The organism is Bartonella sp. AP20NXHL (assembly GCF_042196165.1).
GTDB lineage: Bacteria > Pseudomonadota > Alphaproteobacteria > Rhizobiales > Rhizobiaceae > Bartonella.
Genome location: NZ_JBHIPV010000009.1, coordinates 63,487 through 90,469 on the forward strand (window position 1 = coordinate 63,487; position 26,983 = coordinate 90,469).

The window sequence follows — 26,983 nt, forward strand, 5'->3', positions numbered from 1 at the left end:
TCAAACCTAGATAAGACGCAAGCCGGCTTCACATTCCACTCAATAAACTAAAAGCCCCCTGCTTATAACCACACCCCACACACACAATTGACAGTGCCTTTTTTTGAAACTTAGCCAGCAACAGAGCGTCCAAAACTTGGCTCTTAAGATTGATGAAACAGCATTGGATTACTATCCACAAATGCGCAGAATTCAAAAGCGCGTGCAAGCTCTGTTAGACGAACAATCACCCCAAGCTCTTTAAAACCATTCAAGAACGAGACACTTTACGGCATCCTTTCAAACCTAGATAAGACGCAAGCCGGCTTCACATTCCACTCAATAAACTAAAAGCCCCCTGCTTATAACCACACCCCCCACACACAATTGACAGTGCCTTTTTTGAATTTGGACCTTTTTTGTATTGCAGGCAGCGTCCAAACATTTCCAATATACCCCCTACAGAATTTCTCTCATAGCAAGCAAACGCTTCACGCTTGAGTCCTCTTCAGCCGTTTCTTCTTTTCACACCTTCCATCATGGATAAAAAAAATTTGTAAACACGATCCTCAAAAAATACTTTTTTAAAAAAGCTTACAACATCGCTTAGCGCCTCTGATAAACTATCATCATCTGTTTTTTATTTTTAAGCTTCAACCATAGCAGCACATACCGTATCGGCTCTCCTCCCCCCCTCAAAGTTGATAAAACAGCCCTGAAATATGGCTTCACAAGGCAAAAACTTCAAAGATGCAACACCAGTTCAACCAACATCCTTGAATAAGAAATATTCCCCTTCAAAGCTCCTCCAAGTATTCCCGCGAAACATAAAAATCAAGCATTGTCCCAAAAGAGCCAATCAAGCCATTGCCAATAAACCGTTCTACGTCACTCAAACACCCACCCCCACTCATATTTTTGCTTTTTTACTTTGAATAAGCCATCCATCATACAGCCATTTCGAGCAACCACCAACAATATCATCAATCTCTCCTGAAATACTTTATGAAAAAGAAGAGAGCGAGGTTATTTTATCTCTAGCAGAAACTCTGAAATTGTTTTATATTAAGGAGGGTGTTCTGCGCTTCTCGACAGGAAATAACGTATTCCTGAGACCTTAATGATCTCCAAGGGAGCTGTCCCTGATCAAGCCCGTGGGCTTTTTCATATGGCGCCCACCTATTTGTATAGGTTCCCGGGATCAGCTTTTTCCATCGGCTGTTGTGGATCACCCTTTATTTGTATAACTTTTTTGCATAAAAATTTTTCCAGCTAAAATTGAGAGCGTCCTTTTACATAAGACCAATGACGATACTCTCTTTTCAAGAAATAAAAATGACGAGGGGCTTTATTTTATAAAACAGACAGCACTGACAAAATAATCCCCTCTGTGAATCTGCTTCACCCCTTCGCACGCAAGCAACGCAAAAGCGGCTTGTTGCACCAAGATACCCCCTATAAAGAGCACACACTTTTTTTCATGCTTTTTTTCATGAGCACAGCTCTTGTCCTAACAGAGATTTACAAAACGCCAACAATGGATAAAATGCCAGCATCTTATTAAAACAATTGACGAGACAATGACACAAAATCCCCTCTGTGAATCTGCTTCATCCCTTCGCACGCAAGCAACGCAAGAGCGGCTTGTTGCACCAAGATACCCCCTATAAAGAGCACACACTTTTTTTCATGCTTTTTTTCATGAGCACAGCTCTTGTCCTAACAGAGATTTACAAAACGCCAACAATGGATAAAATGCCAGCATCTTATTAAAACAATTGACGAGACAATGACACAAAATCCCCTCTGTGAATCTGCTTCATCCCTTCGCACGCAAGCAACGCAAGAGCGGCTTGTTGCACCAAGATACCCCCTATAAAGAGCACACACTTTTTTTCATGCTTTTTTCATGAGCACAGCTCTTGTCCTAACAGAGATTTACAAAACGCCAACAATGGATAAAATACCAGCATCTTATAAAACAATTGACGAGACAATGACAAATAATCTCCTCTGTGAATCTGCTTCATCTCTTCGCACACAGCAACGCAAAAGCGGTTTATCGCGTCGTGATGCTCTTTTAACAGAAGAGCGCGCACTCTTTTCGCAACGTGCTTGTTGCCACTTTATTGAATACCTTGAAAAGAAGGGAACCGATTTTTCACGCCTCATTTTAGCAGGCTATTGGCCCATTAAATCGGAAATTGACCCGCGTCCTTTACTGGATGCTGTAGCGTTACGCGGTGGACGTTTAGCCTTACCAGCAGTGCTTGATTCCACCACCATGATTTTCCGTGCATTTTCGCCCAGCACGATTTTAGAGCCCATGCGTTTTGGCACCTTTGGTCCCAGTGCCGACAATGAGGTTGTTGTCCCCAATAATATTATTGTTCCGCTTTCTGCGTTTGATCGTCACTGTCACCGTCTTGGCTATGGAGGAGGATACTATGACCGTGCGGTTGAAGCTCTTGAAAAACAAGGGCATCAAATGACATTATGGGGCATAGGGTTTTCATGTCAGGAGGTTTTCTCTATTCCCGCAGCAGAACATGATCTACAGGTACAAGGAATTTTTACAGAAAAAGGTTTCTTAAAATGTTAAAGTGTGATTAAAGCGCCTATGCGTTTTTTATTTTTAGGTGACATTGTTGGTAGCACAGGCTGTAAAGCTGTTTTTGAACACCTTCCTCAACTGATTGAGAAATGGCAGCTTGATTTTGTTGTGGTAAATGGTGAAAATGCCTCTGGTGGTTTTGGTCTTAAGCAAGAGACATATCAAGATCTTTTGATGACCGGTGTTGATGTTGTCACCACGGGCAATCATGCTTTTTCTCACAAAGAAGCATTGCAGTATGCCCATGAGAGTGATCGTTTTTTACGCCCTGCCAATTTTTCGAAAGAAACTCCCGGAAAAGGTGCTGGTGTTTTTACGGCAAAAAATGGCGCCCGTGTTCTTGTCGCTAATCTGTTGGGCAACGTTTTTATGCCGTGCAAAGTAGAAGATCCATTTGAAACAGCGGAAAATATTCTTCTTGCCTGTTCGTTGATGGAGCAAGCGGATACGATTATTTTTGACTTTCACGCAGAAACGACAAGCGAGAAGCAATGTTTAGGCCATTTTCTTGATGGTCGTGTGAGTGTTATCGTTGGCACACATACGCATATTCCCACGGCTGACGCGCAGATCTTAGAAGGTGGGAGCGCCTATTTAACAGATGCAGGCATGTGTGGAGATTATAACTCCTCTCTTGGAATGGATAAAGAAGAACCCTTACACCGTTTTCTTTATAAGACGAAGCAAGACCGTTTTGAACCGGCGTGTGGTCCCGCCACCCTTTGTGGTTTAGCGGTTGAGATTTCAGATCGCACCGGTTTAGCAGAAAAGGTCTCAGCGGTACGGATTGGTCCTCATTTAAAGCCTGAAGTTCCGGATTTTTGGTAGCTTCTTTTAAGCCGCCCCTTTGATGATCGCTCTCCACTGTGCGCCCTTTGGATGATTGCTCTCCAAGATTTCCTTTTGAGAACTCTATTTGGCAAGATGATTTTTCAAGCCCTTCCCAAATCCTAAAAACACCCCGCCCTCCAATTTGCCTAATACAGCAACTTTTCTAGCACAAATAAGTCACTCTTTTTAAAAGGATAAAAGATAAAGGATAAAAATTTTCGTGATTTTTAAAATGATGAGAAGGAGGTTTTATTTGGACATTTCTGCGGGGGGGGGGGAGGAGAAATGTTAACCCCCTTCTCTAGAAAAAGCTTTATATAATAATTTATTATTTAGCAAGAGCCTCTTTAATTTTTTTTTGATTCTAACGAAAATTTAATCTTAAAATTGCTTTCTGCTTTTTAGGTTTGAGCTCTCTAAAACTTTTCAAAAGGATATGCTCTTCTTTACTTCCGATTCTTTCATCACAGTAATACAAGACATTTTCTTTTGTTGAGAGATCAGCGTAAAAAAAAGAAATGGGAACATTGAGAATATCGGCAATTTCTTGTAAACGCCCAGCTCCTATACGATTAGAGCCTTTTTCATATTTTTGGATTTGTTGAAAAGTCACACCTAACTGACTGCCTAATTGCTTTTGCGACATTCCGATCATTGTTCTTTTAAAGCGAATTTTTCTGCCTATCGAAATGTCGTTAAAGTGTGGATTTTTAGCTTTCACTTCAAGCTCCCCTGCCGGTTGCGAGCGCCCTCGCATTGGTATTCCGGGAGTTGAAAGAGCTGAAACTTGACTCAGCCTTTTGCTTTTAGTGCTAGAGAGCACCTGGACATAACAAAAGCTCCCGGAATCTCGCGATACTTATAAAGCAGGCTAATGTTTCATCTTGGATTTTCAGGCTTTGGGTTCCACCATTCAACCACACTGTACGACGAGAACCCTGGTGCTTGTTCATAAAATAATTTCTGGAGACCAGCAATAAAATTTAAAACAGTGTTTTTATCTCATGAGACAATCAAACACAAAATTGCCTTCTGCTTTTTAGGTTTAAGCTCTCTAAAACTTTTCAAAAGGATATGCTCTTCTTTACTTGAAATCCTTTCATCACAGCAATACAAGACATTTTCTTTTGTTGAGAGATCGGAGTAGAAAAAAGAAATAGGAACATTGAGAATATCGGCAATTTCTTGTAAACGCCCAGCTCCTATACGATTAGAGCCTTTTTCATATTTTTGGATTTGTTGAAAAGTCACACCTAACTGACTGCCTAATTGCTTTTGCGACATTCCGATCATTGTTCTTTTAAAGCGAATTTTTCTGCCTATCGAAATGTCGTTAAAGTGTGGATTTTTAGCTTTCACTTCAAGCTCCCCTGCCGGTTGCGAGCGCCCTCGCATTGGTATTCCGGGAGTCTGAAAGTACTGAGTTCAGTCAGCTTTTTTTGCTTTTAGTGCTCATCGCACCTGGACATGGCAAAAACTCCCGGAATCCCGGGAAACCCACAAGAGTAGGCTAATCTTATGTACTGAACTTTAGGGCTTTCAGACCCTACTGATCGTTGCGTAGACGACCAAAGTTACAGTGTTATTTATAAAGTAATTTCATGAAATTAGCAATAAATTTAAAACAGTGTTTTTATCTCATGAGACAATCAAACACAAAAATGCCTTCTGTTTCTTAGGTTTGAGCTCTCTAAAACTTTTCAAAAGGACTTGCTCTTCTTTACTTCCGATCCTTTCATCACAAGGATACAAAGCATTTTCCTTTGTTGAGAGATCAGCGTAAAAAAAAGAAATGGGAACATTGAGAATATCAGCAATTTCTTGTAAACGCCCAGCTCCTATACGATTAGAGCCTTTTTCATATTTTGGGATTTGTTGAAAAGTCACACCTAACTGACTGCCTAATTGCTTTTGCGACATTCCGATCATTGTTCTTTTAAAGCGAATTTTTCTGCCTATCGAAATGTCGTTAAAGTGTGGATTTTTAGCTTTCACTTCAAGCTCCCCTGCCGGTTGCGAGCGCCCTCGCATTGGTATTCCGGGAGTTGAAAGAGCTGAAACTTGACTCAGCCTTTTGCTTTTAGTGCTAGAGAGCACCTGGACATAACAAAAGCTCCCGGAAATCCGGGATATCCATAAAGCTGGATAAATACGTGTCTCAAGTTTAGGGTCTTTCATTCCCTGTTGATCGCTGCGTAGACGACCAAAACATTCTCTTACCAATAAAGTAATTTCATGAAATTAGCAATAAAATTTAAAAACAGTCTTTATTTGTTTGTTTTATGAGCCCCACCCGCCTCTCAAACTTTTATGCCCGCTCGTAAAAGCTCCAAAACCATGAGATAAGCCCCGCGTTTATTGAGAAAATGAACAAAGCTTGCTTCTTGAGATCAAACCCCTTAAAGGCAGACCGAATACCTTCGAAGAGAATTACACTGTGATGCGTTGGATTTTTGCACCACAACGGACTAATTTTTCCTCCAACCTCTCAAATCCACGATCAAGATGATAGACACGATTGACGATTGTTTCCCCCTTTGCCGCCAACGCTGCAATCACAAGAGAAACAGAAGCACGCAAATCCGTCGCCATAACGGGAGCCCCTTGCAAATTCTCTGTTCCATAGACGGTTGCCGTCTGCCCATCAAGCTTTATCTGTGCTCCTAAGCGATTGAGTTCTTGAACATGCATAAAACGATTTTCGAAAACCGTCTCTGTAATATGCGCGGTTCCTTCAGCCCGTGTCATGAGCGCCATGAATTGGGCTTGGAGATCGGTTGGAAAAGCAGGATAAGGTCCTGTTTTAATATCAACGGGCATAATTTTGGTGTTCTTTGGATTTCGCTTAACATGAATTCCTTGAGGTTCTATTTGAATCTCGAGTCCTGTTTTTTGGAGCACCTTAAGCACTTTTGTGAGATGATTAGGATTTGCATTTTTAAGAAAGACATCTCCTCCTGTCATAGCAACAGCCATTGCATATGTCCCCGCTTCGATTCGATCAGCAATAACGCGTATTTTTGTCCCTTTAAGTTTTTTCACCCCTTCAATTGTAAGCGTTGTTGTTCCTTCACCGGTTATTTGAGCCCCCATAGCATTCAGGGTTCGAATAAGGTTTGTCACTTCTGGCTCACAAGCCGCATTCTCAAGAACGGTTGTTCCCTTTGCCGTTGTCGCCGCCATCAGCAGCACATGGGTTCCCCCAACAGTAACTTTAGGGAAACGATAGTGAGAACCTTTTAAGCCCCTTGGCGCTTTTGCATGAACATATCCATTTTCGATCGAAATCTGTGCGCCTAAAGTTTTGAGTCCTTCAAGGATAAAATCGACAGGTCTTGTTCCAATAGCACATCCTCCAGGAAGCGAAACATAAGCCTCTGCGCATCGTGCAAGCAGAGGTCCGATAACCCAAAAGCTTGCACGCATTTTTTTCACCAGTTCGTATGGCGCCCGTGTTGTGGCTATTTTTTGCGCCGTAAAATGAATTGTTCTTGAATTCACACATTCATCGTTAAACTCTTGTCCATCAACGGCATATCCCACACCATGATTATTGAGAATACGAATAAGCAATTCGACATCGGCCAGATGAGGAATATTTTCTAAAGTAAGCGTTTCTTCTGTCAAAAGCGCCGCAATCATAAGAGGCAAGGCAGCATTTTTTGCTCCTGATATAGGAATTGTTCCTTTAAGTTTTTCTCCCCCAACAATTTGAATAGAATCCATAGTGTTTTCCCTCTTTTCCTTTGTGCCTGCCCTTCCAAAGGATTGTCCCCCTTCGGGAAGTTATGCTTTATTAATCGTTTTAGAACGCATTCTAAATATGAGAACAAATTATTGAGAAGTTTGGTTGCAAAGCTTCACTAAAAAACATTTTTTTGCATTTTAGAGCTTTTTGCATTTTAGAGCTCTGTTTGTGCTCTTTTTCGGCATTGTTCTTTTCGACGTTTCAGGTTTTGACGCAATTGTTGCGCCAATCTTTCTTGACGTCGTTTTGCTTTTTCATCTTGATGATTCATTTCATTTTGTTTTTGTTTTTGATACATTTGTGTCATTGCGCAACCTTTTAAACAGTGTTGAGCTTCTATCCAAGCAACTCATAACCTTAAATATTTAAGCATATAAGAAACATATGTCATGACATAAGATACGTTTTCTTGCAAGAATATACAAATGTTCTCTTGCCTATTTTCTGACAATATGGCACAAGACAGCGCAAAGATTGAAAAGGGCTGCGGTAGCTCAGTGGTAGAGCACTCCCTTGGTAAGGGAGAGGTCGAGAGTTCAATCCTCTCTCGCAGCACCATTTTATTCTTCTTTTGCCTCTCTCTTCTTGCCCCTATAAGCCTTCTCTATAAGCCTCAATTTTTTCCCCCAGCCTCCATTGGCTTCATCAAATCCTCCATCCTTTAAACCATGCGCTTCAATGGCGTCAAAATCAATGGCTTCAATGACACGCTTAATCTCCAAAATGCTTTATGAGCGGCTTTTGAAATTGACACACCCCAAAGAATAGCCCCCCTCCCATTGGCTTCCCCCTTTTTCCTTCCTGTAAGACACCCCCCTTATCCTTCTCTTTGCCAAACCTCACTGTTGCATCTTCTTAACACTTGAGACGGTATAGGCTTTTTTATTTCTTGAATATTTTTCCCCACAAGCTCACCCCACTTATAATATGCAGACAAACGATTTTACTTGTTTCAATATAAGAGCGTTTGAATAAGAAGGTTTGAAATAAGAACATCTCACACTATTTCGGGCTCTCATTGAAATTCAAATTAAATCTCAATAATGAATTATTATAAACTCATTGTTTGAACATATCCCATTGATACCTTTATCCGCCCCAAAACGAATAATCTTATCTTTCTAGCCTCTCTATCCACCTCAAGCAACACAAGTATTCCCTCTAAAAATTAGAATAAGCTTCATCGATCCTATTCGTCATTTACAACAAATCTAACAGAGCCATTTCCAGAACCTCCTCTCAACTCAATTCCTTCCCCATTCTCCCCACCCCTTACCAAAAGAAAAAAACCAAACAGTGATAAAGCCCCCCCTCAATAAAGCTTTCAATAAGTCACCCCACGCTCCCATATGGCAAACATCTCATATGACAGACATCCCCATATACTAGGCATCACATATACCAGAAAATTGATAGCCCGCCGTTTCAAAGAAGATCCCTCATTACCAATTTTATACACTATGATTTTCCACGTGCTCTAAGCCATCCCTCTTTCAAGACGCTCTTTTTTATACGAATACTTTAATTTATACGGATAGCGTTATTCCTCTTGCAGAAGAACCCTAAGAGCGAAGAATTCTCTTCCCCTCTATTCTATTGAAATCAAACACCCCTCTTCGCTTACAGTTCACAAGGCTTACAGTTCACAAGCAGAAAGATCCGTATGGCATAAAACTTTTCAAGAAAAGCCTACCTTTTATGAAAAGTCCCCCCACAGTGAATGAGATTATGAATCATCCCAAGAGCTAAAGCCCATGTCGCAATCTTGAGAACGAGCTCAAGATGATACCAACTTACTTTTTCATAAAGTAAAGATGAGGTGTGTAATATTTATAATCTACGAGGTTTTATCGTTACCTCTCACGATACCATTTACAAGCCCCAGCATGAAGTTCACGAACGCCGGTATGAAATGGGCATGAAATTAGTATAAAAAGAGCTTGGAGCAAGATGTCTCTTTAAAACAAGCGCATGACTATGCACAACAAGTATATTTCGTTTAGAGCACTTTGGATATTCCCCACTCCCGCCCTAGAACAAACATTTTGGTGACAGGACCTCCCTTATATTTTCTACTGTCCTTGTCTCCTCTGTCCTTGTCTTCTTCAGCGAATAAAACCCCGCATGTGCGGGGTTTTATCCTGTACTACACCCTTATTTAGATACAGTATGATCACTATCGCTGTTTTCATTAAATACATTTTTTACATATATTTTCAACACAAAAAATAACACATATTGATTTATTCAACAAAAATCATTAAACGTTAAAATGATGAAATTATTATTCAAAACGTACGTCATAATATTTATAACGTTTTTTTCTGTATCCCTATTATTGGGTTGTACTCAAGTAAGCGATCTCGCTGAATACGATAGGCTTTACCAAAAATATGTCCATGAAAATTACACTCCTTTAGCATATTCTCAGAAATTAGAAAAAGCAAAAAAAGAGGTAGAATATTTAAAAGCGTATATGGAATGGACTGTAGACATACCCCATGACAAAAGTCAATTTTGGAGGCATTTAATAACATTGCCCAGTAATCCTCCAGAATTCAATATTTTTAAACATTATCACATATTGCTTGTTTTTTGTGGACGTTTTTTTGATTTATGGCAAGGTGATAAAACAATGCCCACACTTACCTTTAACGACTTACCAACAAGACTTAGGGCTTTTAAAGCTAACGGGATGAAATACAGGAAAAATTGGGATTATATAGAAAATATTTTCCTCAACGCAAAGTTTGAAACAAACTTTGATGATCCAATGTTTGCGTACGCAGAAAAATTTTTGGATTCCCCTAATGGCATTAGTCGAAAAGAACAAACTCTCCAGACAGAGCTGCTCATAATAGGCAATGAACTCACTCGTTTTAGAAACACAGCAACAATGTGCGTTATGGCTAGAGAGGTATACCTTGCCATGATGCCCAAAGAAAATGTAAAACCGCCCGTAAGATATAGCACTTTTGAAAAATGGAAGCAGTATTTAAAAAATCTTTAAACGGATAATAAAACGCCTTTCAAAATACTTCTAAAGAACCATTAAGCCCTCTCACAATGACTATAATCAATCACAAAAAGGGTATAAAAAAAATGTTAATTAAACAGTCTTTATTGAGAAACGTCTTAATTATCGCCCTTTTAACAACGCATCTTTTTTATTCTTCAAAGGGATATACTCATTCGAATGAACTATTCTCTTCAAAAGAGATTACAGAAAGAGAGAGATTGTTCCGCATTTTCCTCGTTAATGGAAGTAGTTGGTGGTCAGAAAAATTCTACCAAATTCTCTGGATAGAAAAAACATTTTTTTTGGAAAACAAGTGGCGGTTATCGCAACCTCTCTATGAAAAACATGTCAATATAATAAAAAAATGGCAGAATATAATCAAAAAACGACATCATGTATTTAATACTCTGTGTAGCCTTATAGAATTAGAAATAGATGCAATGCGACATGTGAATGAAGCAAAACACTCTAATGAGCATACCCGTCTCTCAAACAGTATGAAACACATAGAGACATATCAAGAGCGTATAGCTAAAAACAAGAAAGAACTTGAGAAACTTGATCATGAAATTGAGATCTTATACAGAGTTATCATAGAGTATACAAAATTACCATAAACTTTGATCTATTCATTCCATAACTTTATGAAAAGTGCTTCTCAAAGGGTATTCTGCATTTTCAAGCATTTTGAACTATCTATCGCCATCTTTAGATACAAAGTGCCAAAGTACATACAATTTGTTTTATTTTACCAACATAAAAATAACATATATTGATTTATTCAATAGAAATTACTTATCAAAGCTCGTTAGAAACAAAAGACAATAAATACCCTATGTTTAAACACTTTATTTTATTTGCTATAGCAATAAGCGCTGTTTTTATTCACGCATCATACAACCCGTGGATGTAGAAAAGACGAATTTTTTGTTGGGAATACTTCTCCGATCAATTGTATTTCCAAAGAATATATAAAACAAAAAATAGAAAAGAAGATATTGGAAAAAGAACGCGAAAGATAATGGTTAGAGCTTGAAAAATTTGCTGTTATTGCTTGTCCAAGTAGAGAGTTTCCTGTTTACCCTGTTTTTTCTATTATCGATTGTATTTCAGAGGAAGAACTCAAACAAAATCGTTTTAATAAAGATAAAATCAATATAATGTACTTATTCATGCAATGGTTTATCGTAGGATTCATCATAACAACGATAACGTCCGTTCCCATTAGTTTACTTTGGCGTTTTAGATTTAAGGTTCCTGCCTGTTTATTTACAATAATGACAACCTTGGCTATTATTGCCGTTCCTTTATATTTGATTTATCGTCTCTCTTTTAATCTATTTTTGTAAAAAATATTTCTAAAATATTAAAAACACCCTGCATTTTTAAGCGTTTTGAACTGTATCTCCTCTCATTTAGAGACAATAGCCCCAAGTACAGCCATGCCATTCAATACAATTTTCACCATACTTTAAACATAAGATAATACCCATTGATATATTCAACAAAAATCAGTTAAGCTATCCTATAAAAATAAGAGCAATACACAAGTAGCAGTATTTAATGAAGACGATTATTATGGAATTCTTGATGTAAGCTACGCATGCAACGATAAACAGATAAAATCTTCTTTTCGTAAATTAGCTCTGCAATACCATCCTGATCATAATCCTAGTACCGAAGCTGAACAAAAATTCAGAAAAATTCTTGAAGCCTATGAAGTTCTTAAAGATCCTCGAAAGAGAGCTGCTTACAATCAGTTCTACCATAAAACCTTTGAAAACAATCACAAGACCTCTGAAAGAAGTAGAAACCAAGAGAACAGAATAAGAGATAATATAAATATAAATAATATCAAGCGTGTAATTTTCATTACTTGTGGAATAACGCCTCTAATTTATGGTACAATTTCACTCTTTACGTAGAATATACCACTAGGAATAATAAGTATAGGGTTATTAATTCTCATCAGTATAAAAGGATATTTGGTAAAGATTGGTAAATTGATATTCTGGCTCATACTCATACAACAATTTTTAATGTTTACCAGATTTATATTGAAAATTATCTCATGAAAATGCTTTTGAAGAGTATTAAGAGCGACCCACAGTGAATTCATAAAATGTGGTCATTTTTGATTTTCTATAACAAGGTAATGTAGAGAAACATAAAGATTATAATATCTCTATCCGTTCTTTCCCTATTCTCCCGTTTTCCCCACCCCTTTATTTTCTTCCACAATCCGCCCGCCACCCTTTCCCCCAACAAGCCCACTTGACTCCACACAGACTTTTTCTCATGCTCCTACATTCTTTTCCCCATATCGGCTAAAAAACTCCCCCCCCTTAATCTTCCCCCTTATCTCCCCCCCTTAACACGCAACACAAAAGCTCCCAGCCCCCTCGGATCTCGACGTCTAAACATCTGTCTCACTTCTCCCGTAAAACATCTCCTTCCATTTTCCAGCATGCTTTACGTATCATTCCAAGCTCCCTACTTGCGTGCCCAGAAAACACAAAAAACCGGCTCTTTTCCCCCTCTGCTCTTTCCTTTTTATAGAACTTTGCCTCTCCTCAACGCTGCACACGATCCCTTTCTTGCCCGCCTCATTCTTGTTTTGCCCTCCAGCAGACGCTTTGTCTTCATTCCAAGCACCCTTTCTTCCCCCTCCTTCAAAGCAATTTCTGTCCTTAGATGAAAACCTGTCCCAACACTCTTAATTTGCTGTACCATCTTCTCCAAAGCCTCATTAAAACGGCTAATTTCATTTTCAAGCTTGCAAATATACGCTTCATCACGATAAGCCCGTTTAATCAAAGGAGGCATATCCGGCCAATAGAGCATTAAATCCACCCATTCGCGTTGAGAAATCCATAATCCCCCTTGACATTGTGCTTTATGTTCTGCTGGAAAATTCTTTTGCATGAAATGAGGGATCAAAATTTCAGGTTTTTTTGTTTTAATTTCTAATAAGCCATTTTTTCCCACAAAAGCATCGGGGGAAAATCCTTGTCCGCGATCATCAGCCAAAACAAAGCCAATACATTCAGGTTCTGTATGTGTAAGTTCCCCATAAAGCTGTCGTGCGATTGGTTCTAATTCTGTTCCACGTCGCTGAGAAAGTGTTGTTCCTTCATCAACCGTTTTTCCTGTAATTCTTTCTCCCGCCAATTTCATCATCACACTCTGATAGCGTGAAGTTTTTTGCCCCTGTTTTTTTTGTGCCATAACCATCTCAAACAAAGAAGCCGTAATCAAACCATTACGCACTTTCTGCCATTCTTCTGTTCCTTGAATACAATCGATAATAATTGGCATGACCTTTCTCCCCTTCATCTTTAAAGTGTTTTTTGCAATATATCCTCTTTGAAACATTCATATTTTTAAAGCCTGTGTCCCTCACACGGACTAAAGGCGACAACATCCTTCAATGCATCCTTCAATATTGTGCCGCTGAAAACACAAAAACTGCTGCCCCCCTCAACATCCCCCCTCCGCAATTTCTCATATATAGGCTCTTTTCTTCATGCCCCCCTTTCCCATGTCGTCTAAAAAAACCCCCGCAAAGCTCCTCCTCCCAAGCTCTCCCCCCAAGTCGGGCCCCCCCAAGAACGAAAGCATAACGCACACCATTGTCACCGCAATGAAAAAGCACTTGGGCCCTTTCATTGCGGCGCTCCCCCAGCACGCACCACAAAAAACTCCCAGCCCCCCGTTTGTCCCAATACGTCTAAACAAGCTTTAACGACCTCCCCCTCCATTGTCTTATCCCCCCAATGAACCAGCCAACAACTGCCCCCTCCCACACAAGCGCCCGCAATTTCTCATATATAGGCTCTTTTTTTCATGCCCCCCTTTCCCATGTCGGCTAAAAAAACCCCCGCAAAGCTCCCCCCTAAGCTTCCCTAAGCTCCCCAAAGCCCCCTAAGCTCCCCTAAGCTTCCCTAAGCTTCCCTTCCAAGAACGAAAGCATAATGCACACCATTGTCACCGCAATGAAAAAGCACTTGGGCCCTTTCATTGCGGCTTCCTTTTTCAACCCTGCTATTGCACGACGGAAAAATCATGGCGGCAATATTCTTCCTCCAATTTTTTTGCCATAGACTGAGCCACCTCTTGCGATATAAAAAGTATAGCGTTGTGTTTTTGTGGTTCGAGTCTGATTAAATTTCGCATATTTCCAGCATAATAAAGTGGAATCCCTTGATAAGAAGTCTTGAGATAACTTGGCATGTTTACCACCAATAATCTGTCAAGACATCACATGGGCGTAAACGATGCTGTTTTTCATAAGAGCCATAGAGATTATCTTCATAATCGCAAGCCGCTCTTTCATTTAAACAAGCATGATAAGCTTCACTATTCAAAATGAAGGGCTGCAATTGTGTATTTTCTTCATTCATTTCATGATTTTCGACATAAAAATCAGCGATTTGTTCCGTAACATCTTCAGCATGAGAAGTTGTCAGATCGAGTCGTAAAACTCTATAAACAGTTTCACATTCTTCAATCAGTTCGAGCACCTCTTCGATTTCGTCGATTGGTCCTTCATAAGTACAAGGATTTTCCTCTTCGCATAAAACGATAATGATTTCATCCTCTTTAACGAATGAAATATTTTTCATGATTTCCCCCTTTAGATAGTTGATAAAGCATAGCCTTGTCTTGACAAGACTAAATATAGCGTTAGTCTTATCTCCTCTATAGGAGAGATGTCAACCATTTTATCCTTCATAAAAGATATATTTTAAATATCTACGGGGTTCAAATGACATATGTAAATAAAAATCTATTATTCTTTGTTCCTCTCATGCCCCTTTGTTGTTCTCTATTTGTTCTTACAAAATTGCAATTATAAACACACAGGAGAGATAAAATGAGTGACATAATATTAATAAAATACTGGAGTCGCCTTGATTCAAAAGCACAGAAGGAAGTTATTTTGAAGCTTCGTCAATTGGCCGCCGCAAAAGAGTCAAAATCGCCTGTCTCTCTTGCGGAGAGAGTTTCGAAATAAGCTCTATAAATTCTTTATCTTCAGGGCTAGCCCCTTTACCATAAAGAATATAATTCATACTGATATTAATTTCGTGACAAATTCGCGAGAGAGATTCGATTGTTGGTTCTTTTCCTTCAGAAAGAATAGAATGAAGGTACCCCGCGCCTTTACCGGCAGCGAGGGAGATAGATCTTTTTGACCGCCCACTTTTTTCCAAAGCGATTCTTAATCTTTGACGCCAACCATCGATATTCATAATTTCACCATATAGCGCGTCTTTTTAAAAAAACACGTCCTTTTTATAAAACGAGCTTGCATTATCCTCTAAAAAGGATAAAATTAAGGAAACAAATTTTACTTTTTCGGGGGAAATTTTTTTATTTTTGGATCATAAAAACACTTTAACCACCCTACAGGATATAAAAGACCACTCTCCAAAGCTTCTGCCCAAAAGCAAGTACGTTGAGAATGTGTGGTATTCTTTATTTTTTCCATCACCGCAATCTTAAATCGTAAGTTTGCATGCTCTTCAAGCACAGCCAATCATTTATAAGCGTCGTAAAGAAGCCTCTAGTCATCATCGAACAGAGCCAAAAGCAACACAAGTTAAATCCTTATTTGAGCTTTTATCATCAATAAAAATGTATAAAAAAGAAGAAAGTAGATTGCAGTATGAAACACGCTAATCAACAAGAAACTCCTCATTATGAATCGTCTAGGCTTCCATATGTTTGTTGGTATCAAAATGACTTTCTAGGAGGTGTACGTGGGATGCGCGCACACGAAATTGGAATCTATACGATTCTTCTCAATGAAATGTATGCCCGTGGACGACCTTTAGAAATATCGAAAGAACGTTTAGCGCGTCTTTGTGGTTGTGACAAGCGAACTTTTGTTAATGTTTTAGAAATGCTCATCCAAGAGGGTAAGATTTTAAATTTAGCCAATGGATTATGGAACAAGCGTTGCGAAAATATTTTTCAAGAGCGTGAAAAATTGCTTGAACAAAAATCCTTTGCGGGTCGTTCTTCGGCAAAAAAACGCAAAAAAATCAATGCAGAGATGCAACAACTGCTTAACGAAAGTCCAAAAGATGCTGCACAAAGCTCAGAAGCTCAAAAGACAGAAGAAAAGGAAACACCTTACGGTGTTTTAGAAAAGAAAATTTTGTTTGATGAGACAGAGCCTTGTTTTTCCTTCGAAGAGAACTTTGAACAAAGCGATCACCCATCCCCCTCATCGGCTCTTGATTCACCTCTCTCTTCCCCTCCACAAGAAGAAGCGGAGCAAAAAAACGCCCCCTCTTTAAACGCTCCCCAAGCCGAGTTTACCTCCGCCCCTATCGCGCAAATTGTCACGGGGGAAAAAACAAAATCCGCCACCACTCTTCCCCCCAGCAATCTTTCTGCCTCCATCCCGCTTTGCACCAACAAAAAAACCACTTCCTCAGTTGCCAAAGGGCACCGTCTTCCTGAGCATTGGCAAGCAGACATCAAGGCGGCAGTTTCAGAAGGTTTGAGTGAAAGCCAAGCCCATTGGCAAGAAAAGAAGTTTCGCGACTATTGGCAAGCCAAGAGCGGCAAAGAAGCTCTCAAAGTAGACTGGCAAGCCACATGGCGCAACTGGTTTCGCCGTGAGATCGAACGGCAAGAACAGCAAAAACAGGGAAGCTCCTCATCTTTCATCTCTGAGAACAACGACACCCTTTACCGCAGTTTGATCAACTATAATGACAATTTTTGACATCACAAAAACAACGTATTTTTCAAGCACGCGCGGGGATAAAAATGTTTCAAAACCACAACAGCATCGGACAAAATAACACAGAACAAAACAAAGGGCGGCAAAACAACACTTGGATAGGCGATTCACACAGCAAAATGCGTCAACATCGACCATTTTGCTCTCATCACAAAAGCGTTTTCCCCACACAAGGACATCCACAGGCACCCCAACACAAGGCACCCCAACAGGACTCCAACATGCACCACACCCTCAAAACAGGCATATCCACCCCGCCCTTCTTTCACCCCCTTCCTCCTTTCCGCGTTCCTCCTTTTTCTCAAGGCACCACTTCCCATGCTCTTGGCAAACAAACACCAACAGAGCCATTTCAGAAAAACTCAATGAAAAGCAACCTCTTTGGCAACAAACCCACCCCCTCCACACAAGGACACCCCCCTCCACACAGGCACCCCAACAGGACCCAAGCATGCACCACACCCTCACAGGCATCCGCCCCACCCTTCTTGCATCCTTCCTTCTTTCCCCTTCCTCCTTTCCTCAAGGCACCACTTCCCATGCTCTTGGCAAGAAGACATCAACACAGCCATTTCAAAAAGGTTTGAGTGAGAGTCAAGCCCTTTGGCAAGCCAAGAGGTTTCGCGACTATTGGCAAGAAAAGAGCGGCAAAGAAGCTCTCAAAGTAAACTGGCAAGCCCCATAGCACCACGGGACTTTACGATCAGATCGAATGGTGAGAACAGCAAAAACAGAATTCTCACCTCCCACATCTTGAGAAAAACGACAATAATATCACGAATGACCATGAGCACAATTTTTGAAATCAAACAAAAACTTATCTCACAAGCCGATAAAATAGTAGAAATGCTTCTTCCCCAAGGGCACAAACGAGGCAACAATTGGATTGTAGGCAACACACGTGGTGAAGCGGGTCAAAGTTTATCGATTTGCTTAAGTGGTAGTAAAGCAGGACTTTGGTATGATTTTGCAGAAAGCACAGGAGGAGATCTTTTAGACCTTTGGTGTGAAGTCAAAGGCATTAGCCTCTCTCAAGCCTTAGAAGAAGCACGCGCGACTCTCAATTTGACACGCCCCAAACCCTTTATGGCGCCCCATCGTTCCTATCGCCGTCCACCGGTTCCTACAGGGCAGAGCCCGCAGAATCTTGTAAAAACCTATCTCCATGAAGAACGCCGCATTCCTCTAGAGATTATAAAACGTTACCGCATAGGAGAAAATGGCGAAAAAATCATTTTCCCCTTTTATAAACCCGACGGCACCCTTGCTTTAGTCAAAGAACGGCTTGCGCAAACGGGAGCAAAAACAAAACCAACAGCCTCCCAATGTGAACCTATTTTATTTGGTTGGCAAGCCCTTTACCCCACAAACCACCCCTCCACGCACACATCCCAGCAGGCAACCCAGCACACACCTCAGCAGGCACCCCAAAACACCACCTCAACCAACCCCGCCTCCACAAAGGCATCCCCGCACACATCCCAGCAGGCATCCCCGCACACATCCCAACAGGCAACCCAGCACGCACCTCAGCAGGCACCCCAAAACACACCCCAGCAGGTACCCTCAACCAACCCCGCCTCTACACAGGCACCCCAACACACACCTCAGCAGGTACCCTCAACCAACCACGCCTCCACGCAGGCGCCCCAAAACACCGCCTCAACCAACCACGCCTCTACACAGGCATCCCCGCACACATCCCAGCAGGCATCCCAACACGCACCTCAGCAGGCACCCCAAAACACACCCCAACAGGTACCCTCAACCAACCCCGCCTCTACACAGGCATCCCAAAACACCGCCTCAACCAACCACGCCTCCACGCAGGCATCCCCGCACACATCCCAGCAGGTACCCTCAACCAACCCCGCCTCTACACAGGCATCCCCGCACACATCCCAACAGGTAACCCAACACGCACCTCAGCAGGTACCCTCAACCAACCACCCCTCCACGCAGGCATCCCAAAACACCGCCACAATCAACCCCGCCTCCACACAGGCATCCCTGCACACATCCCAGCACGCGCCCCAACAGGCACCCACGCAGGCGCCCCAAAACACCGCCTCAACCAACCACGCCTCCACGCACACACCCCAGCAGGCACCCACGCACGCGCCCCAACAGGCGCCATTCCCCAATTTTTCTTCAACAAACCGTACCATTGTTATCACTGAAGGAGAAATTGATGCGCTATCCTTAGCCGCCTATGGATATCCGGCGGTTTCTGTTCCCTTTGGAGGAGGCAGTGGAGGAAAACACAACTGGATTGAAAATGAATTTGATCATTTAGAATCTTTTGAAACGATTTTTTTAGCCACCGATATGGATCCGCCCGGAGAAGAAGCAGCCCGTGAGATTGCCAGCAGGCTTGGACGCCACCGTTGCTACCGTGTCCGTTTACCCCTTAAAGATGCCAATGACTGTTTAACCGCAGGAATCGATAAAGCCACCATAAAAGCTGCCTTTTCCTCAGCACAAAGCTTTGCACCAGAAGGTTTACGGCGCGCCTCAGACTATAAAGATCAAGTGATTGGGCTTTTTTGGCCAGAGCCTGAAAAACATCTTGGTTATACGGTTCCCTATCCTAAACTGAAGGACAAATTGCATTTCCGCCCAGCAGAATTAACGCTCTGGAGTGGTGCGAGTGGTGCAGGTAAAAGCCAATTATTATCAGACTGTATTCCCCATTGGATTGCACAAAAGAGTCGCCTTTGCTTAGCGTCTCTAGAAATGAAAGGAGAACAATCACTTCGCCGTTTAACCAAACAAACGGGCGGCTTAGAACAGCCTACAAAAGAAACGATTGAACGGATTCTTCATTTTTTAGACGAAGGGCTTATTCTTTATGAGCATGTTGGCAAATCGAGCGTAGATACCTTGCTTGAAGTCTTTGACTATTGCCGTGCGCGCTATGGCTGCGATCAATTTATCATCGACAGTTTGATGCGGCTTGGCATTGCCTCTGATGATTATGCAAGACAAGAACAAGCGGTTTATAAAATGGTTGATTGGGCTGTTTTAAACAATGTGCATATTCACCTTGTCGCCCATGCCCGCAAAGGCGGTCTGGATAAAGATATCCCCAGCACAGAAGACATTAAAGGCGCCTCAGAAATTGGTGCCAATGCCTTTAACATCATCACCATTTGGCGCAATCGATCGTTGGAAGATAAAATCTTTGCCGCCTCTCTAGCACAAGAAAAAGCAGATTTAGCAAAACGCCCAGGCGTTATTATGAATATTGCCAAACAACGTTCTGGTGATTTTGAAGGCAAAATAGGGCTTTGGTTTGATCCCCAAACCTACCGCTATCGCTGTTCTTTTGAACAATCATTCCCTCGACGTTATCTGTAATACCCCATAAACCCCACTCTCTTTAAAAACGCCTCCGCCTTCACACGCGCACGCCTTGCTCCCACAGAAACAACAGGAAGGATCAATCCACAAATGACGAAAAACACCCAATCCTTCGCAAACCAAAGCCAGCTCAACCCCATATACTCTGCTCCCAAAGGCAAACAAAAAAAGATCGCTCCAGCAATGGCGCAAAACACCAACCCCTTCAATAACCACAAACAACGCGTCACCACCCCATCTTGCCGCCCCCTTATATGCAAAATCAAGAACCACTCCAACACTACAGCAAACACGATCCCCATCAAGGACAATAGTCCCCACGGTATGTCCATACTCTCCATCCCCCAAAGAGCCAAAAAAAGGACGACTCCTAAAATGCAGTAAAACAGCACTTCCTTCAAAAAGAGGGAAACACCAAAAATACAATAAAACGCCGCCCGCCACCACGGAATATCGAAGCGCTTGGAAACTTTATAAGTACCAATAGCGACAACAATAAAAAGGTAGGAAACCACCAACAACAGCAAAAAAACACCAGCTACCTCAAAAACCAAGCCCATAGAACACGCGCACACCTTGCTCCCTCACAAACAAAAGGAAGGGTAAATCCAAAAATGAATAAAAACACCCAATCCTTCGAGAACCAAAGCCAGCTCAACCCTAGATTCTCTGCTCCCAGACGGATAAAACAAAGGAGAGTACCCAAAATGCAGGAAAACAGCACAAAATTCAAAGCACGCAACGACCTCTGTAATACCGTATCACCTTGCTCGCGTATAAAGAACCCCAAGAGCACTTTCAACAATACAGACAAGAGCAAAACCTTTAAGAATACCGCCCTTATGCTATCCATATCTCTGACACCCACAGCAGCAAACCACAGGATAAAGCCCATCATGCAACAAAACATAACCGCCTTTAAGAACACTTGCCAAGCAACAGGCATGCTCTTGACGCCCAGATGCACCAAACCAAGGACAGTTGCAAAAATGCAAGAAAACACCGCCCCCTTCAAGAGCAGCTCCCCGTCAACAGCGCGCCTGCCCACGCCCACATAAATAAAACCAAGGTAGGTGGCAACAACGCCATAAAGCACCACCCATCTCCAAAACATCCCCCCTGTAACAGAGCGACGCTTTGCTCCCACATAAATAAAAATCAAGGCCAGAGCAAAAAAGCAGAAAACCCCCAACAACAGCCAAAACATCACATCGTTCGACATCAAATACCCCTCACAGAAAGAACATCAAAGACCACGCCCGTGGGACAGAAAAATGCTCATTTTTTTAAGCCCCCCAACAGTACACGCACACACCGTACCCCCTCCAAAGCAAAAAAAGGAACAAGTCCAACAACACCGCAAAACACCAGCACCTTCAAAAACATGTCCCGCGCAACCACCATACGCCCCGCTCCTTTATTAAGTAAAAATCAGAGACCATGCCAAAAATGCAGCAAAAGATCAATCCTTTGCAAAGAATGAAAGCCTAAACCCAAGACGTTTTGCCCCTAGACAAATAAGCCCAAGGATAAGACCAAAGACAACGCCAAAAAGAATGTAAAAGACCCACTTGTTTGAGAACCACAACCAAGTCAAACCAAAGTGCTCAGCTTGCGCATAAACAAACTTAGAGGTCACGCCAACAAAGAATGCAAGCACCCCACCCTTAAAAAAGTCCTTCCTTGTAAACCCGAAAAACCTTATTCCCGCATAAATAGAAACAAAGACGAGAACCAAAGGACAGAAAAGTGCCAACCACTGCAAAAACATCAAATCGTTCGACATCAAATACCCCTCACAGAAAGAACATCAAAGACCACGCCCGTGGGACAGAGAAATGCTCATTTTTTTAAGCCCCCCAACAGTACACGCACACACCGTACCCCCTCCAAAGCAAAAAAAGGAAAAAGTCCAACAACGCAGCAAAACACCAGAAACTTCAAAAACATGTCCCGCGCAACCACCATACGCCCCGCTCCTTTATTAAGCAAAAATCAGAGACCATGCCAAAAATGCAGCAAAAGATCAATCCTTTGCAAAGAATGAAAGCCTAAACCCAAGACGTTTTGCCCCTAGACAAATAAGCCCAAGGATAAGACCAAAGACAACGCCAAAAAGAATGTAAAAGACCCACTTGTTTGAGAACCACAACCAAGTCAAACCAAAGTGCTCAGCTTGCGCATAAACAAACTTAGAGGTCACGCCAACAAAGAATGCAAGCACCCCACCCTTAAAAAAGTCCTTCCTTGTAAACCCGAAAAACCTTATTCCCGCATAAATAGAAACAAAGACGAGAACCAAAGGACAGAAAAGTGCCAACCACTGCAAAAACATCAAATCGTTCGACATCAAATACCCCTCACAGAAAGAACATCAAAGACCACGCCCGTGGGACAGAAAAATGCTCATTTTTTTAAGCCCCCCAACAGTACACGCACACACCGTACCCCCTCCAAAGCAAAAAAAGGAACAAGTCCAATAGTGCCCAGAAACACCCCATTATTAAAGATCAAAAACCAGTGCCCCCCCCATATGCTTGGCTCCGTTATACGCCAATCCAACAACAGCTCCAACAACGCAGCAAAACACCAGAAACTTCAAAAACATGTCCCGCGCAACCACCATACGCCCCGCTCCTTCATTAAGTAAAAATCAGAGACCATGCCAAAAATGCAGCAAAACATCAATCCTTTGCAAAGAATGAAAGCCTAAAACCAAGACGTTTTGCCCCTAGACAAATAAGCCCAAGGATAAGACCAAAGACAACGCCAAAAAGAATGTGGAAGACCCACTTGTTTGAGAACCACAACCAAGCCAAACCAAAGTGCTCAGCTTGCCCATAAACAAACTTAGAGACAGCGATAATAATGAAGCTCAACGCCAAATTTTTTAAAAAAGCCTTCCTTGTAACCCCAAAAGACCTCATTGCCGCATAAATAGAAACAAAGACAAGAGCAACAAAGCAGAAAAACCCCAACCACTGCAAAAACATCACATCGTTCGACATCAAATACCCCTCACAGAAAGAACATCAAAGACCACGCCCGTGGGGAAGAGAAATGCTCATTTTTTTAAGCCCCCCAACAGTACACGCACACACCGTACCCCCTCCAGAGCAAAAAAAGGAACAAGTCCAATAATGCCCGCAAACACCAACCCCTTCAAAAACATGTCCCGCGCAACCACCATACGCCCCGCTCCTTTATTAAGTAAAAATCAGAGACCATGCCAAAAATGCAGCAAAAGATCAATCCTTTGCAAAGAATGAAAGCCTAAACCCAAAACGCTTTGCCCCTAGACAAATAAGCCCAAGGATAAGACCAAAGACAACGCCAAAAAGAATGTGAAAGACCTAACTGTTTGAAAACCACACCTGAGCCAAACCAAAGTGTTCAGCTTGCGCATAAACAAACTTAGAGGTCACGCCAACAAAGAATGCAAGCACCCCACTCTTAAAAAAGTTCTTCCTTGTAACCGCGAAAAACCTCATTGCCGCATAAATAGAAACAAAGACAAGAGCAACAAAGCAGAAAAATACCAACCACGGCAAAAAAAACAAATCGTTCGACATCAATATCCCCCACAGCAGTAAAATTAAAGGTAACGCCCATCATGCAAAAAAATGCCAATCCTTTCAAGAAGCAAATCCACGCGAGACAACACACTTTTCCCCATACAGCCTCCCCTATAAACCCCTCTCCTATAAAACAATGACAACACCCACAGAAAGCGACCCCTCACCCTTTTTTTGAAACTTCCCCTCACGCAAAAAGCAGACATAAAAACGTATCCCTCAACAAGCATACAACAGCACAATCCCGTTTCTTTGCATAAACATAAAGAAGCAAACGATAATTTTTAAGGAGATGCTATGACCCATAAGCAGAAAAAAAATATGCAAACCTGCCCGCTTGATCATCAAAATCAAGAAAAGCACATTGGTCATTTAAAGACGCAAGAAATCCCTGTTGAAACGCGTAATCCTTATTTTAAACCCAATCATCGAGAAAGTTCCAGCAACCCGCGCACCATCAATGCCATTGCCAATGCACAAAGCCATCCCATTGCACTTTTATATGCGAAAGGACATCTCAGCAAAGCCCAATATAAAGCGGCAGAACGTTTTTATTTTTACTGGCGTCAAAGCCAAGCCGATCTCCACATGAGCCTTGACTACACCCGTGAAAAGGTTTCCTGTAGCCAAGGGTACATACACCCCATTGAACGTCAAATAGAAGCCTCCAATCATTTAAGAACAATCAAAGTTCAACTGGGTATTCTTGGCTATTCACTGCTTGAACGCGTTATCGGCCATGGACAAGCGATAAAAGAATTAAGTTCTTCAAAACGCAAACAAAACTCCCTTGCCGATCATTTACGAGATTGTTTAGACTTGCTCGCATTTCATTGGGGATATGCAAACCATAAACATTTTGAATAATCCCCCTCCTCGCCATTTTAAGCGGCCTCCCATGTTGCCCCCGCCCCTCTAAAGAAACCTCCCCCACACGGGCTCAAGCATTGAGCAGCTCTCGCCCCCATTTTCATTACCTTGCCCCCCACACCCAAAAGGACAATACTTCACCCCCCACACATACTGAAGATACACCCCACACTCTTAAAAACAAAAAGCCTTCCCCATATCAGTCCTATAATCATGAGGGGCTCTTAATTCGTTTTTGATTGAAGAATATTATCAAGATGCTTGCATGTATCATAATATTTTTAAATATAGTTTAATTAATATCGAGTCTTAAAACAAATATTCAATTGAAAAAAGTGTTAAGTTTTAATGCAAAATGACAAAATTTTTTGTAAAAAGTATTTTTTATATTGCTATTTTTTCAATTCTCTGCTAATTATAATGTGGTAGGTTCTTTAAGTATGATTTTTTGTATTTAGTACGGCCTTTTGAATTTATTCTTTTTTGACACGTCCTGCGAGTCAATGTTAAAATTCTCCTGCTCTTTGGTCCTCTAATTGCGACGGAGGACTTTTTTTTATAACTGTACTTTTTTATGACTGTATTGTCTTAAATCACTTCCTTATGAGCTTTGTTATATTCCTCCATAAGGTCTACCCGCAAAATAGATCATTCTTTTGTCAAATTGACTTGCGTTTCATTCTCAAAGAACAAAGATTCTTAACTCAATCTGATTTACAAACAGCTTGGATACACTTCTCTCTTGGCTTCCATTCACTCTTGGCTTCCATTCACTCTTGGCTTCCATTCAGGGATTTTCAGCTAAACTCAAGGCGCAACAGAAGCTTGCTCTGTCTTAAAGATTCACCACGCCCTTAAAAAAACACTTAAAACATATCCAAAGAAGCCTGCTTCATATCACCAAACTTCAAATGACAGTGTTTTACGACATAACAGAATGACTTAACTACTGGATAACTTTCTTTATCGCATAGTCCACCAACAGGTTGATGTATCACGATAATACTTTGATTTATAATAATAATTTCCAGTTATCCATATAAAATTAAGAGACCCGGATATCATAGGGATTCTCTCATTTTAAATTTATTTCATGTTGCATCAATCAACACCTTGTCTTTTCCACATTACAAACATGAGAGATATATGAAATAAAACACTAGCAAGATAAAGAATCAAAATGCCTCTTATGAACACGCTCAAGAGCCAAAGGCTGTCATCACATGAGGCGCGAATAGTATGATAGTGCAGGCTTTCCCCTTATGAGATTTTAAAGAAGGGCTTATCCACTTCGCAAGAGATTTCTCCATTATCCCATTCATCAATATCCCCATTCATCAATATCCCCATTCATCAATATCCCCATTCATCAACATCATTGTGATGATAAGACAACATAATGTTTTTTAAACAAGTACGTAAATGTGCAACACAAATATATTCTATTTAGAACATTCTGTTTTACGTGATTCGCGTAAAACCTCATTAAAAACAAAATCTCTATGAGAAAAAATCTAAAGCGTGAGGATAAAAACATGAAGCAAGCGTGATTCCATTCAGCTATTGCTCTTTAACCGTCAAACCAAATAAAAATAGATCCGGCCAAATAAAAATAGATCCAGAAAGTATGTTAATCTTCCTACCTTAAGAGATAAGCTAAGAATATAGACAACATCTCTCCTAACATTCCCCTTTTTCTAGCATCGCGTAAGAATCAAAAGTTATACAGCTTATTTTGTCATATTATAAAGCACTGTTTTTTTAAGGCGGTATTGAAGCAGTTAAAACAATTGAAGTGTTTAGCCAACGCCATTAGCAAAGCTAAAAAAAACAAACTGTTGAAAAGCCGTGCATATCTTGTGTAAACACAAAAAAAACAAGAAAAAGGCACAAAAATATCTTAATTTTTATAAAAATGCTCAGCGTCTTTTACGATTGTATTGACGAACAACCCTTATCACATAATCATCTTAAATATTGAGAATAAAGAATGAATAGCCCTCGCAAATACAGCAACCTATCAATAAAAATATAAAAACAAATCTTTTGGTTATCTCTGTTTCTTATGGAATATGCCTTTCCCTATGGATGCACTTTAGCCTCCAAAGAGTGCGTTCAATCCATGGAAAGGATGCACTCCAGCCCTTAAAGAGTGCATCCTTCCCCTCAACGGAAACTGCCAAACCCTCATAAGGCAGTATCCAATCCATGAGAGGATGCACTC

The 26,983-nt window shown here is 41.2% G+C and carries 29 protein-coding genes, 1 tRNA gene, 1 other RNA gene and 2 pseudogenes; 12 read left to right on the plus strand and 21 right to left on the minus strand.

Annotation, left to right across the window (positions count from 1 at the left end):
• Positions 1-1,052 precede the first annotated feature (1,052 nt).
• The 3 genes from ssrS to ACFILL_RS06430 all read left to right on the plus strand — a co-directional run bounded on the left by ssrS (position 1,053) and on the right by ACFILL_RS06430 (position 3,421).
• A non-coding RNA gene (gene ssrS / locus ACFILL_RS06420) (6S RNA) lies at positions 1,053-1,213 on the plus strand.
• 762 nt (positions 1,214-1,975) lie between these two features.
• The gene (locus tag ACFILL_RS06425; RefSeq protein ID WP_375643525.1) at positions 1,976-2,581 is read left to right on the plus strand and encodes a 5-formyltetrahydrofolate cyclo-ligase; all 606 of its coding nucleotides are present in this window, start codon (positions 1,976-1,978) and stop codon (positions 2,579-2,581) included.
• Between the two features lie 18 nt (positions 2,582-2,599).
• A complete protein-coding gene (locus ACFILL_RS06430; RefSeq protein WP_273790841.1) occupies positions 2,600-3,421 on the plus strand; it encodes a TIGR00282 family metallophosphoesterase in 822 nt (273 codons plus the stop codon).
• Between the two features lie 367 nt (positions 3,422-3,788).
• On the opposite strand, the gene ACFILL_RS06435 is transcribed toward ACFILL_RS06430, so the two are convergent.
• From ACFILL_RS06435 to ACFILL_RS06455, 5 genes are all read right to left on the minus strand, one after another.
• Positions 3,789-4,247 carry a helix-turn-helix domain-containing protein gene (locus tag ACFILL_RS06435; RefSeq protein WP_375643501.1) on the minus strand — a complete coding sequence of 153 codons (459 nt, stop codon included), beginning with the start codon at positions 4,245-4,247 and terminating at the stop codon, positions 3,789-3,791.
• A 179-nt stretch (positions 4,248-4,426) separates the two neighbouring features.
• Positions 4,427-4,819: a helix-turn-helix domain-containing protein gene (locus ACFILL_RS06440; protein ID WP_273790843.1), complete on the minus strand. Its 393-nt coding sequence runs from the start codon at positions 4,817-4,819 to the stop codon at positions 4,427-4,429.
• Positions 4,820-5,062: 243 nt separating this feature from the next.
• Complete coding sequence (locus ACFILL_RS06445) at positions 5,063-5,521, minus strand: helix-turn-helix transcriptional regulator (RefSeq protein ID WP_273790929.1); 459 nt, start codon at positions 5,519-5,521, stop codon at positions 5,063-5,065.
• Positions 5,522-5,854: 333 nt separating this feature from the next.
• Positions 5,855-7,150 carry a UDP-N-acetylglucosamine 1-carboxyvinyltransferase gene (murA, locus tag ACFILL_RS06450; protein WP_375643499.1) on the minus strand — a complete coding sequence of 432 codons (1,296 nt, stop codon included), beginning with the start codon at positions 7,148-7,150 and terminating at the stop codon, positions 5,855-5,857.
• Between the two features lie 176 nt (positions 7,151-7,326).
• Complete coding sequence (locus ACFILL_RS06455; RefSeq protein WP_273790845.1) at positions 7,327-7,479, minus strand: hypothetical protein; 153 nt, start codon at positions 7,477-7,479, stop codon at positions 7,327-7,329.
• Positions 7,480-7,655: 176 nt separating this feature from the next.
• Between ACFILL_RS06455 and ACFILL_RS06460 the strand changes: the two genes are divergently transcribed.
• Positions 7,656-7,730 (plus strand) — tRNA-Thr (locus ACFILL_RS06460).
• A 2-nt stretch (positions 7,731-7,732) separates the two neighbouring features.
• Here ACFILL_RS06460 and ACFILL_RS06465 read toward each other — a convergent pair.
• Entirely contained in the window at positions 7,733-7,894 is a 162-nt protein-coding gene (locus ACFILL_RS06465; RefSeq protein ID WP_375643498.1) for a hypothetical protein, read from the minus strand.
• Between the two features lie 1,550 nt (positions 7,895-9,444).
• Between ACFILL_RS06465 and ACFILL_RS06470 the strand changes: the two genes are divergently transcribed.
• The 3 genes and pseudogenes from ACFILL_RS06470 to ACFILL_RS06480 form a co-directional block, all read left to right on the plus strand.
• Positions 9,445-10,182 (plus strand): hypothetical protein, encoded by a 738-nt coding sequence (locus ACFILL_RS06470; RefSeq protein ID WP_273790847.1) that lies wholly within the window; start codon positions 9,445-9,447, stop codon positions 10,180-10,182.
• A gap of 92 nt (positions 10,183-10,274) precedes the next feature.
• Positions 10,275-10,808: a hypothetical protein gene (locus ACFILL_RS06475; protein WP_273790848.1), complete on the plus strand. Its 534-nt coding sequence runs from the start codon at positions 10,275-10,277 to the stop codon at positions 10,806-10,808.
• A 966-nt stretch (positions 10,809-11,774) separates the two neighbouring features.
• Positions 11,775-11,981 (plus strand): annotated as a pseudogene (locus tag ACFILL_RS06480) (DnaJ domain-containing protein); the annotation flags it as partial.
• A gap of 763 nt (positions 11,982-12,744) precedes the next feature.
• On the opposite strand, the gene ACFILL_RS06485 reads toward ACFILL_RS06480, so the two are convergent.
• Positions 12,745-13,509 carry a lambda exonuclease family protein gene (locus ACFILL_RS06485; RefSeq protein ID WP_375643497.1) on the minus strand — a complete coding sequence of 255 codons (765 nt, stop codon included), beginning with the start codon at positions 13,507-13,509 and terminating at the stop codon, positions 12,745-12,747.
• 347 nt (positions 13,510-13,856) lie between these two features.
• The gene (locus ACFILL_RS06490; RefSeq protein ID WP_375643495.1) at positions 13,857-13,997 is read right to left on the minus strand and encodes a hypothetical protein; all 141 of its coding nucleotides are present in this window, start codon (positions 13,995-13,997) and stop codon (positions 13,857-13,859) included.
• Between the two features lie 168 nt (positions 13,998-14,165).
• Here ACFILL_RS06490 and ACFILL_RS06495 point away from each other — a divergent pair, with 168 nt between their 5' ends.
• Positions 14,166-14,294: a hypothetical protein gene (locus ACFILL_RS06495; protein WP_375643531.1), complete on the plus strand. Its 129-nt coding sequence runs from the start codon at positions 14,166-14,168 to the stop codon at positions 14,292-14,294.
• Here the strand turns inward: ACFILL_RS06495 and ACFILL_RS06500 are convergent.
• From ACFILL_RS06500 to ACFILL_RS06510, 3 genes are all read right to left on the minus strand, one after another.
• Positions 14,236-14,424 carry a hypothetical protein gene (locus ACFILL_RS06500; RefSeq protein WP_273790850.1) on the minus strand — a complete coding sequence of 63 codons (189 nt, stop codon included), beginning with the start codon at positions 14,422-14,424 and terminating at the stop codon, positions 14,236-14,238. The genes ACFILL_RS06495 and ACFILL_RS06500 overlap by 59 nt on opposite strands.
• A gap of 2 nt (positions 14,425-14,426) precedes the next feature.
• The gene (locus ACFILL_RS06505) at positions 14,427-14,816 is read right to left on the minus strand and encodes a hypothetical protein (RefSeq protein WP_273790851.1); all 390 of its coding nucleotides are present in this window, start codon (positions 14,814-14,816) and stop codon (positions 14,427-14,429) included.
• A gap of 312 nt (positions 14,817-15,128) precedes the next feature.
• A complete protein-coding gene (locus ACFILL_RS06510; RefSeq protein WP_273790852.1) occupies positions 15,129-15,446 on the minus strand; it encodes an XRE family transcriptional regulator in 318 nt (105 codons plus the stop codon).
• 416 nt (positions 15,447-15,862) lie between these two features.
• On the opposite strand from ACFILL_RS06510, the gene ACFILL_RS06515 reads away from it, so the two are divergent.
• The 3 genes and pseudogenes from ACFILL_RS06515 to ACFILL_RS06525 form a co-directional block, all read left to right on the plus strand.
• Complete coding sequence (locus ACFILL_RS06515; protein WP_375643494.1) at positions 15,863-16,933, plus strand: YdaU family protein; 1,071 nt, start codon at positions 15,863-15,865, stop codon at positions 16,931-16,933.
• Between the two features lie 112 nt (positions 16,934-17,045).
• Positions 17,046-17,636, plus strand: coding sequence for a hypothetical protein (locus tag ACFILL_RS06520; RefSeq protein WP_375643530.1), 591 nt, complete (start codon positions 17,046-17,048; stop codon positions 17,634-17,636).
• 101 nt (positions 17,637-17,737) lie between these two features.
• Positions 17,738-20,308, plus strand: a pseudogene (locus ACFILL_RS06525) (toprim domain-containing protein); the annotation flags it as partial.
• Here ACFILL_RS06525 and ACFILL_RS06530 read toward each other — a convergent pair.
• The 10 genes from ACFILL_RS06530 to ACFILL_RS06575 all read right to left on the minus strand — a co-directional run bounded on the left by ACFILL_RS06530 (position 20,302) and on the right by ACFILL_RS06575 (position 23,886).
• Positions 20,302-20,874: a hypothetical protein gene (locus ACFILL_RS06530; RefSeq protein WP_375643493.1), complete on the minus strand. Its 573-nt coding sequence runs from the start codon at positions 20,872-20,874 to the stop codon at positions 20,302-20,304. The pseudogene ACFILL_RS06525 and the gene ACFILL_RS06530 overlap by 7 nt on opposite strands.
• Positions 20,853-21,536: a hypothetical protein gene (locus ACFILL_RS06535; protein WP_375643492.1), complete on the minus strand. Its 684-nt coding sequence runs from the start codon at positions 21,534-21,536 to the stop codon at positions 20,853-20,855. Before ACFILL_RS06535 ends, ACFILL_RS06530 begins: the two co-directional genes overlap by 22 nt.
• A 56-nt stretch (positions 21,537-21,592) precedes the next feature.
• A complete protein-coding gene (locus ACFILL_RS06540) occupies positions 21,593-21,718 on the minus strand; it encodes a hypothetical protein (RefSeq protein ID WP_375643490.1) in 126 nt (41 codons plus the stop codon).
• 58 nt (positions 21,719-21,776) lie between these two features.
• The gene (locus ACFILL_RS06545; RefSeq protein WP_375643488.1) at positions 21,777-22,100 is read right to left on the minus strand and encodes a hypothetical protein; all 324 of its coding nucleotides are present in this window, start codon (positions 22,098-22,100) and stop codon (positions 21,777-21,779) included.
• A gap of 56 nt (positions 22,101-22,156) precedes the next feature.
• On the minus strand, positions 22,157-22,282 hold the full coding sequence (locus tag ACFILL_RS06550; protein ID WP_375643489.1) for a hypothetical protein: 126 nt from the start codon (positions 22,280-22,282) through the stop codon (positions 22,157-22,159).
• 58 nt (positions 22,283-22,340) lie between these two features.
• A complete protein-coding gene (locus ACFILL_RS06555) occupies positions 22,341-22,664 on the minus strand; it encodes a hypothetical protein (RefSeq protein ID WP_375643488.1) in 324 nt (107 codons plus the stop codon).
• Positions 22,665-22,817: 153 nt separating this feature from the next.
• Positions 22,818-22,940, minus strand: coding sequence for a hypothetical protein (locus ACFILL_RS06560; RefSeq protein ID WP_375643486.1), 123 nt, complete (start codon positions 22,938-22,940; stop codon positions 22,818-22,820).
• 58 nt (positions 22,941-22,998) lie between these two features.
• Positions 22,999-23,322, minus strand: a complete 324-nt coding sequence (locus ACFILL_RS06565; protein ID WP_375643485.1) for a hypothetical protein — start codon at positions 23,320-23,322, stop codon at positions 22,999-23,001.
• A gap of 56 nt (positions 23,323-23,378) precedes the next feature.
• Positions 23,379-23,504 carry a hypothetical protein gene (locus ACFILL_RS06570; protein WP_375643484.1) on the minus strand — a complete coding sequence of 42 codons (126 nt, stop codon included), beginning with the start codon at positions 23,502-23,504 and terminating at the stop codon, positions 23,379-23,381.
• A 163-nt stretch (positions 23,505-23,667) separates the two neighbouring features.
• Positions 23,668-23,886: a hypothetical protein gene (locus tag ACFILL_RS06575; RefSeq protein ID WP_375643482.1), complete on the minus strand. Its 219-nt coding sequence runs from the start codon at positions 23,884-23,886 to the stop codon at positions 23,668-23,670.
• Positions 23,887-24,186: 300 nt separating this feature from the next.
• Between ACFILL_RS06575 and ACFILL_RS06580 the strand changes: the two genes are divergently transcribed.
• The gene (locus tag ACFILL_RS06580; RefSeq protein WP_273790862.1) at positions 24,187-24,756 is read left to right on the plus strand and encodes a hypothetical protein; all 570 of its coding nucleotides are present in this window, start codon (positions 24,187-24,189) and stop codon (positions 24,754-24,756) included.
• Positions 24,757-26,983: the final 2,227 nt, after the last annotated feature.

Coding starts and splice junctions, on each gene's coding strand:
- ACFILL_RS06425 (WP_375643525.1), top strand. CDS start 1,976: ATGACAAATAATCTCCTCTGTGAATCTGCTTCATCTCTTCGCACACAG.
- ACFILL_RS06430 (WP_273790841.1), top strand. CDS start 2,600: ATGCGTTTTTTATTTTTAGGTGACATTGTTGGTAGCACAGGCTGTAAA.
- ACFILL_RS06440 (WP_273790843.1), bottom strand. CDS start 4,819: ATGCGAGGGCGCTCGCAACCGGCAGGGGAGCTTGAAGTGAAAGCTAAA.
- murA (WP_375643499.1), bottom strand. CDS start 7,150: ATGGATTCTATTCAAATTGTTGGGGGAGAAAAACTTAAAGGAACAATT.
- ACFILL_RS06455 (WP_273790845.1), bottom strand. CDS start 7,479: ATGACACAAATGTATCAAAAACAAAAACAAAATGAAATGAATCATCAA.
- ACFILL_RS06470 (WP_273790847.1), top strand. CDS start 9,445: ATGATGAAATTATTATTCAAAACGTACGTCATAATATTTATAACGTTT.
- ACFILL_RS06475 (WP_273790848.1), top strand. CDS start 10,275: ATGTTAATTAAACAGTCTTTATTGAGAAACGTCTTAATTATCGCCCTT.
- ACFILL_RS06485 (WP_375643497.1), bottom strand. CDS start 13,509: ATGCCAATTATTATCGATTGTATTCAAGGAACAGAAGAATGGCAGAAA.
- ACFILL_RS06495 (WP_375643531.1), top strand. CDS start 14,166: ATGCACACCATTGTCACCGCAATGAAAAAGCACTTGGGCCCTTTCATT.
- ACFILL_RS06500 (WP_273790850.1), bottom strand. CDS start 14,424: ATGCCAAGTTATCTCAAGACTTCTTATCAAGGGATTCCACTTTATTAT.
- ACFILL_RS06505 (WP_273790851.1), bottom strand. CDS start 14,816: ATGAAAAATATTTCATTCGTTAAAGAGGATGAAATCATTATCGTTTTA.
- ACFILL_RS06510 (WP_273790852.1), bottom strand. CDS start 15,446: ATGAATATCGATGGTTGGCGTCAAAGATTAAGAATCGCTTTGGAAAAA.
- ACFILL_RS06515 (WP_375643494.1), top strand. CDS start 15,863: ATGAAACACGCTAATCAACAAGAAACTCCTCATTATGAATCGTCTAGG.
- ACFILL_RS06530 (WP_375643493.1), bottom strand. CDS start 20,874: ATGGGCTTGGTTTTTGAGGTAGCTGGTGTTTTTTTGCTGTTGTTGGTG.
- ACFILL_RS06535 (WP_375643492.1), bottom strand. CDS start 21,536: ATGTCGAACGATGTGATGTTTTGGCTGTTGTTGGGGGTTTTCTGCTTT.
- ACFILL_RS06540 (WP_375643490.1), bottom strand. CDS start 21,718: ATGGTGGTTGCGCGGGACATGTTTTTGAAGGTGCTGGTGTTTTGCGGT.
- ACFILL_RS06545 (WP_375643488.1), bottom strand. CDS start 22,100: ATGTCGAACGATTTGATGTTTTTGCAGTGGTTGGCACTTTTCTGTCCT.
- ACFILL_RS06550 (WP_375643489.1), bottom strand. CDS start 22,282: ATGGTGGTTGCGCGGGACATGTTTTTGAAGTTTCTGGTGTTTTGCTGC.
- ACFILL_RS06555 (WP_375643488.1), bottom strand. CDS start 22,664: ATGTCGAACGATTTGATGTTTTTGCAGTGGTTGGCACTTTTCTGTCCT.
- ACFILL_RS06560 (WP_375643486.1), bottom strand. CDS start 22,940: ATGGTGGTTGCGCGGGACATGTTTTTGAAGTTTCTGGTGTTTTGCTGC.
- ACFILL_RS06565 (WP_375643485.1), bottom strand. CDS start 23,322: ATGTCGAACGATGTGATGTTTTTGCAGTGGTTGGGGTTTTTCTGCTTT.
- ACFILL_RS06570 (WP_375643484.1), bottom strand. CDS start 23,504: ATGGTGGTTGCGCGGGACATGTTTTTGAAGGGGTTGGTGTTTGCGGGC.
- ACFILL_RS06575 (WP_375643482.1), bottom strand. CDS start 23,886: ATGTCGAACGATTTGTTTTTTTTGCCGTGGTTGGTATTTTTCTGCTTT.
- ACFILL_RS06580 (WP_273790862.1), top strand. CDS start 24,187: ATGACCCATAAGCAGAAAAAAAATATGCAAACCTGCCCGCTTGATCAT.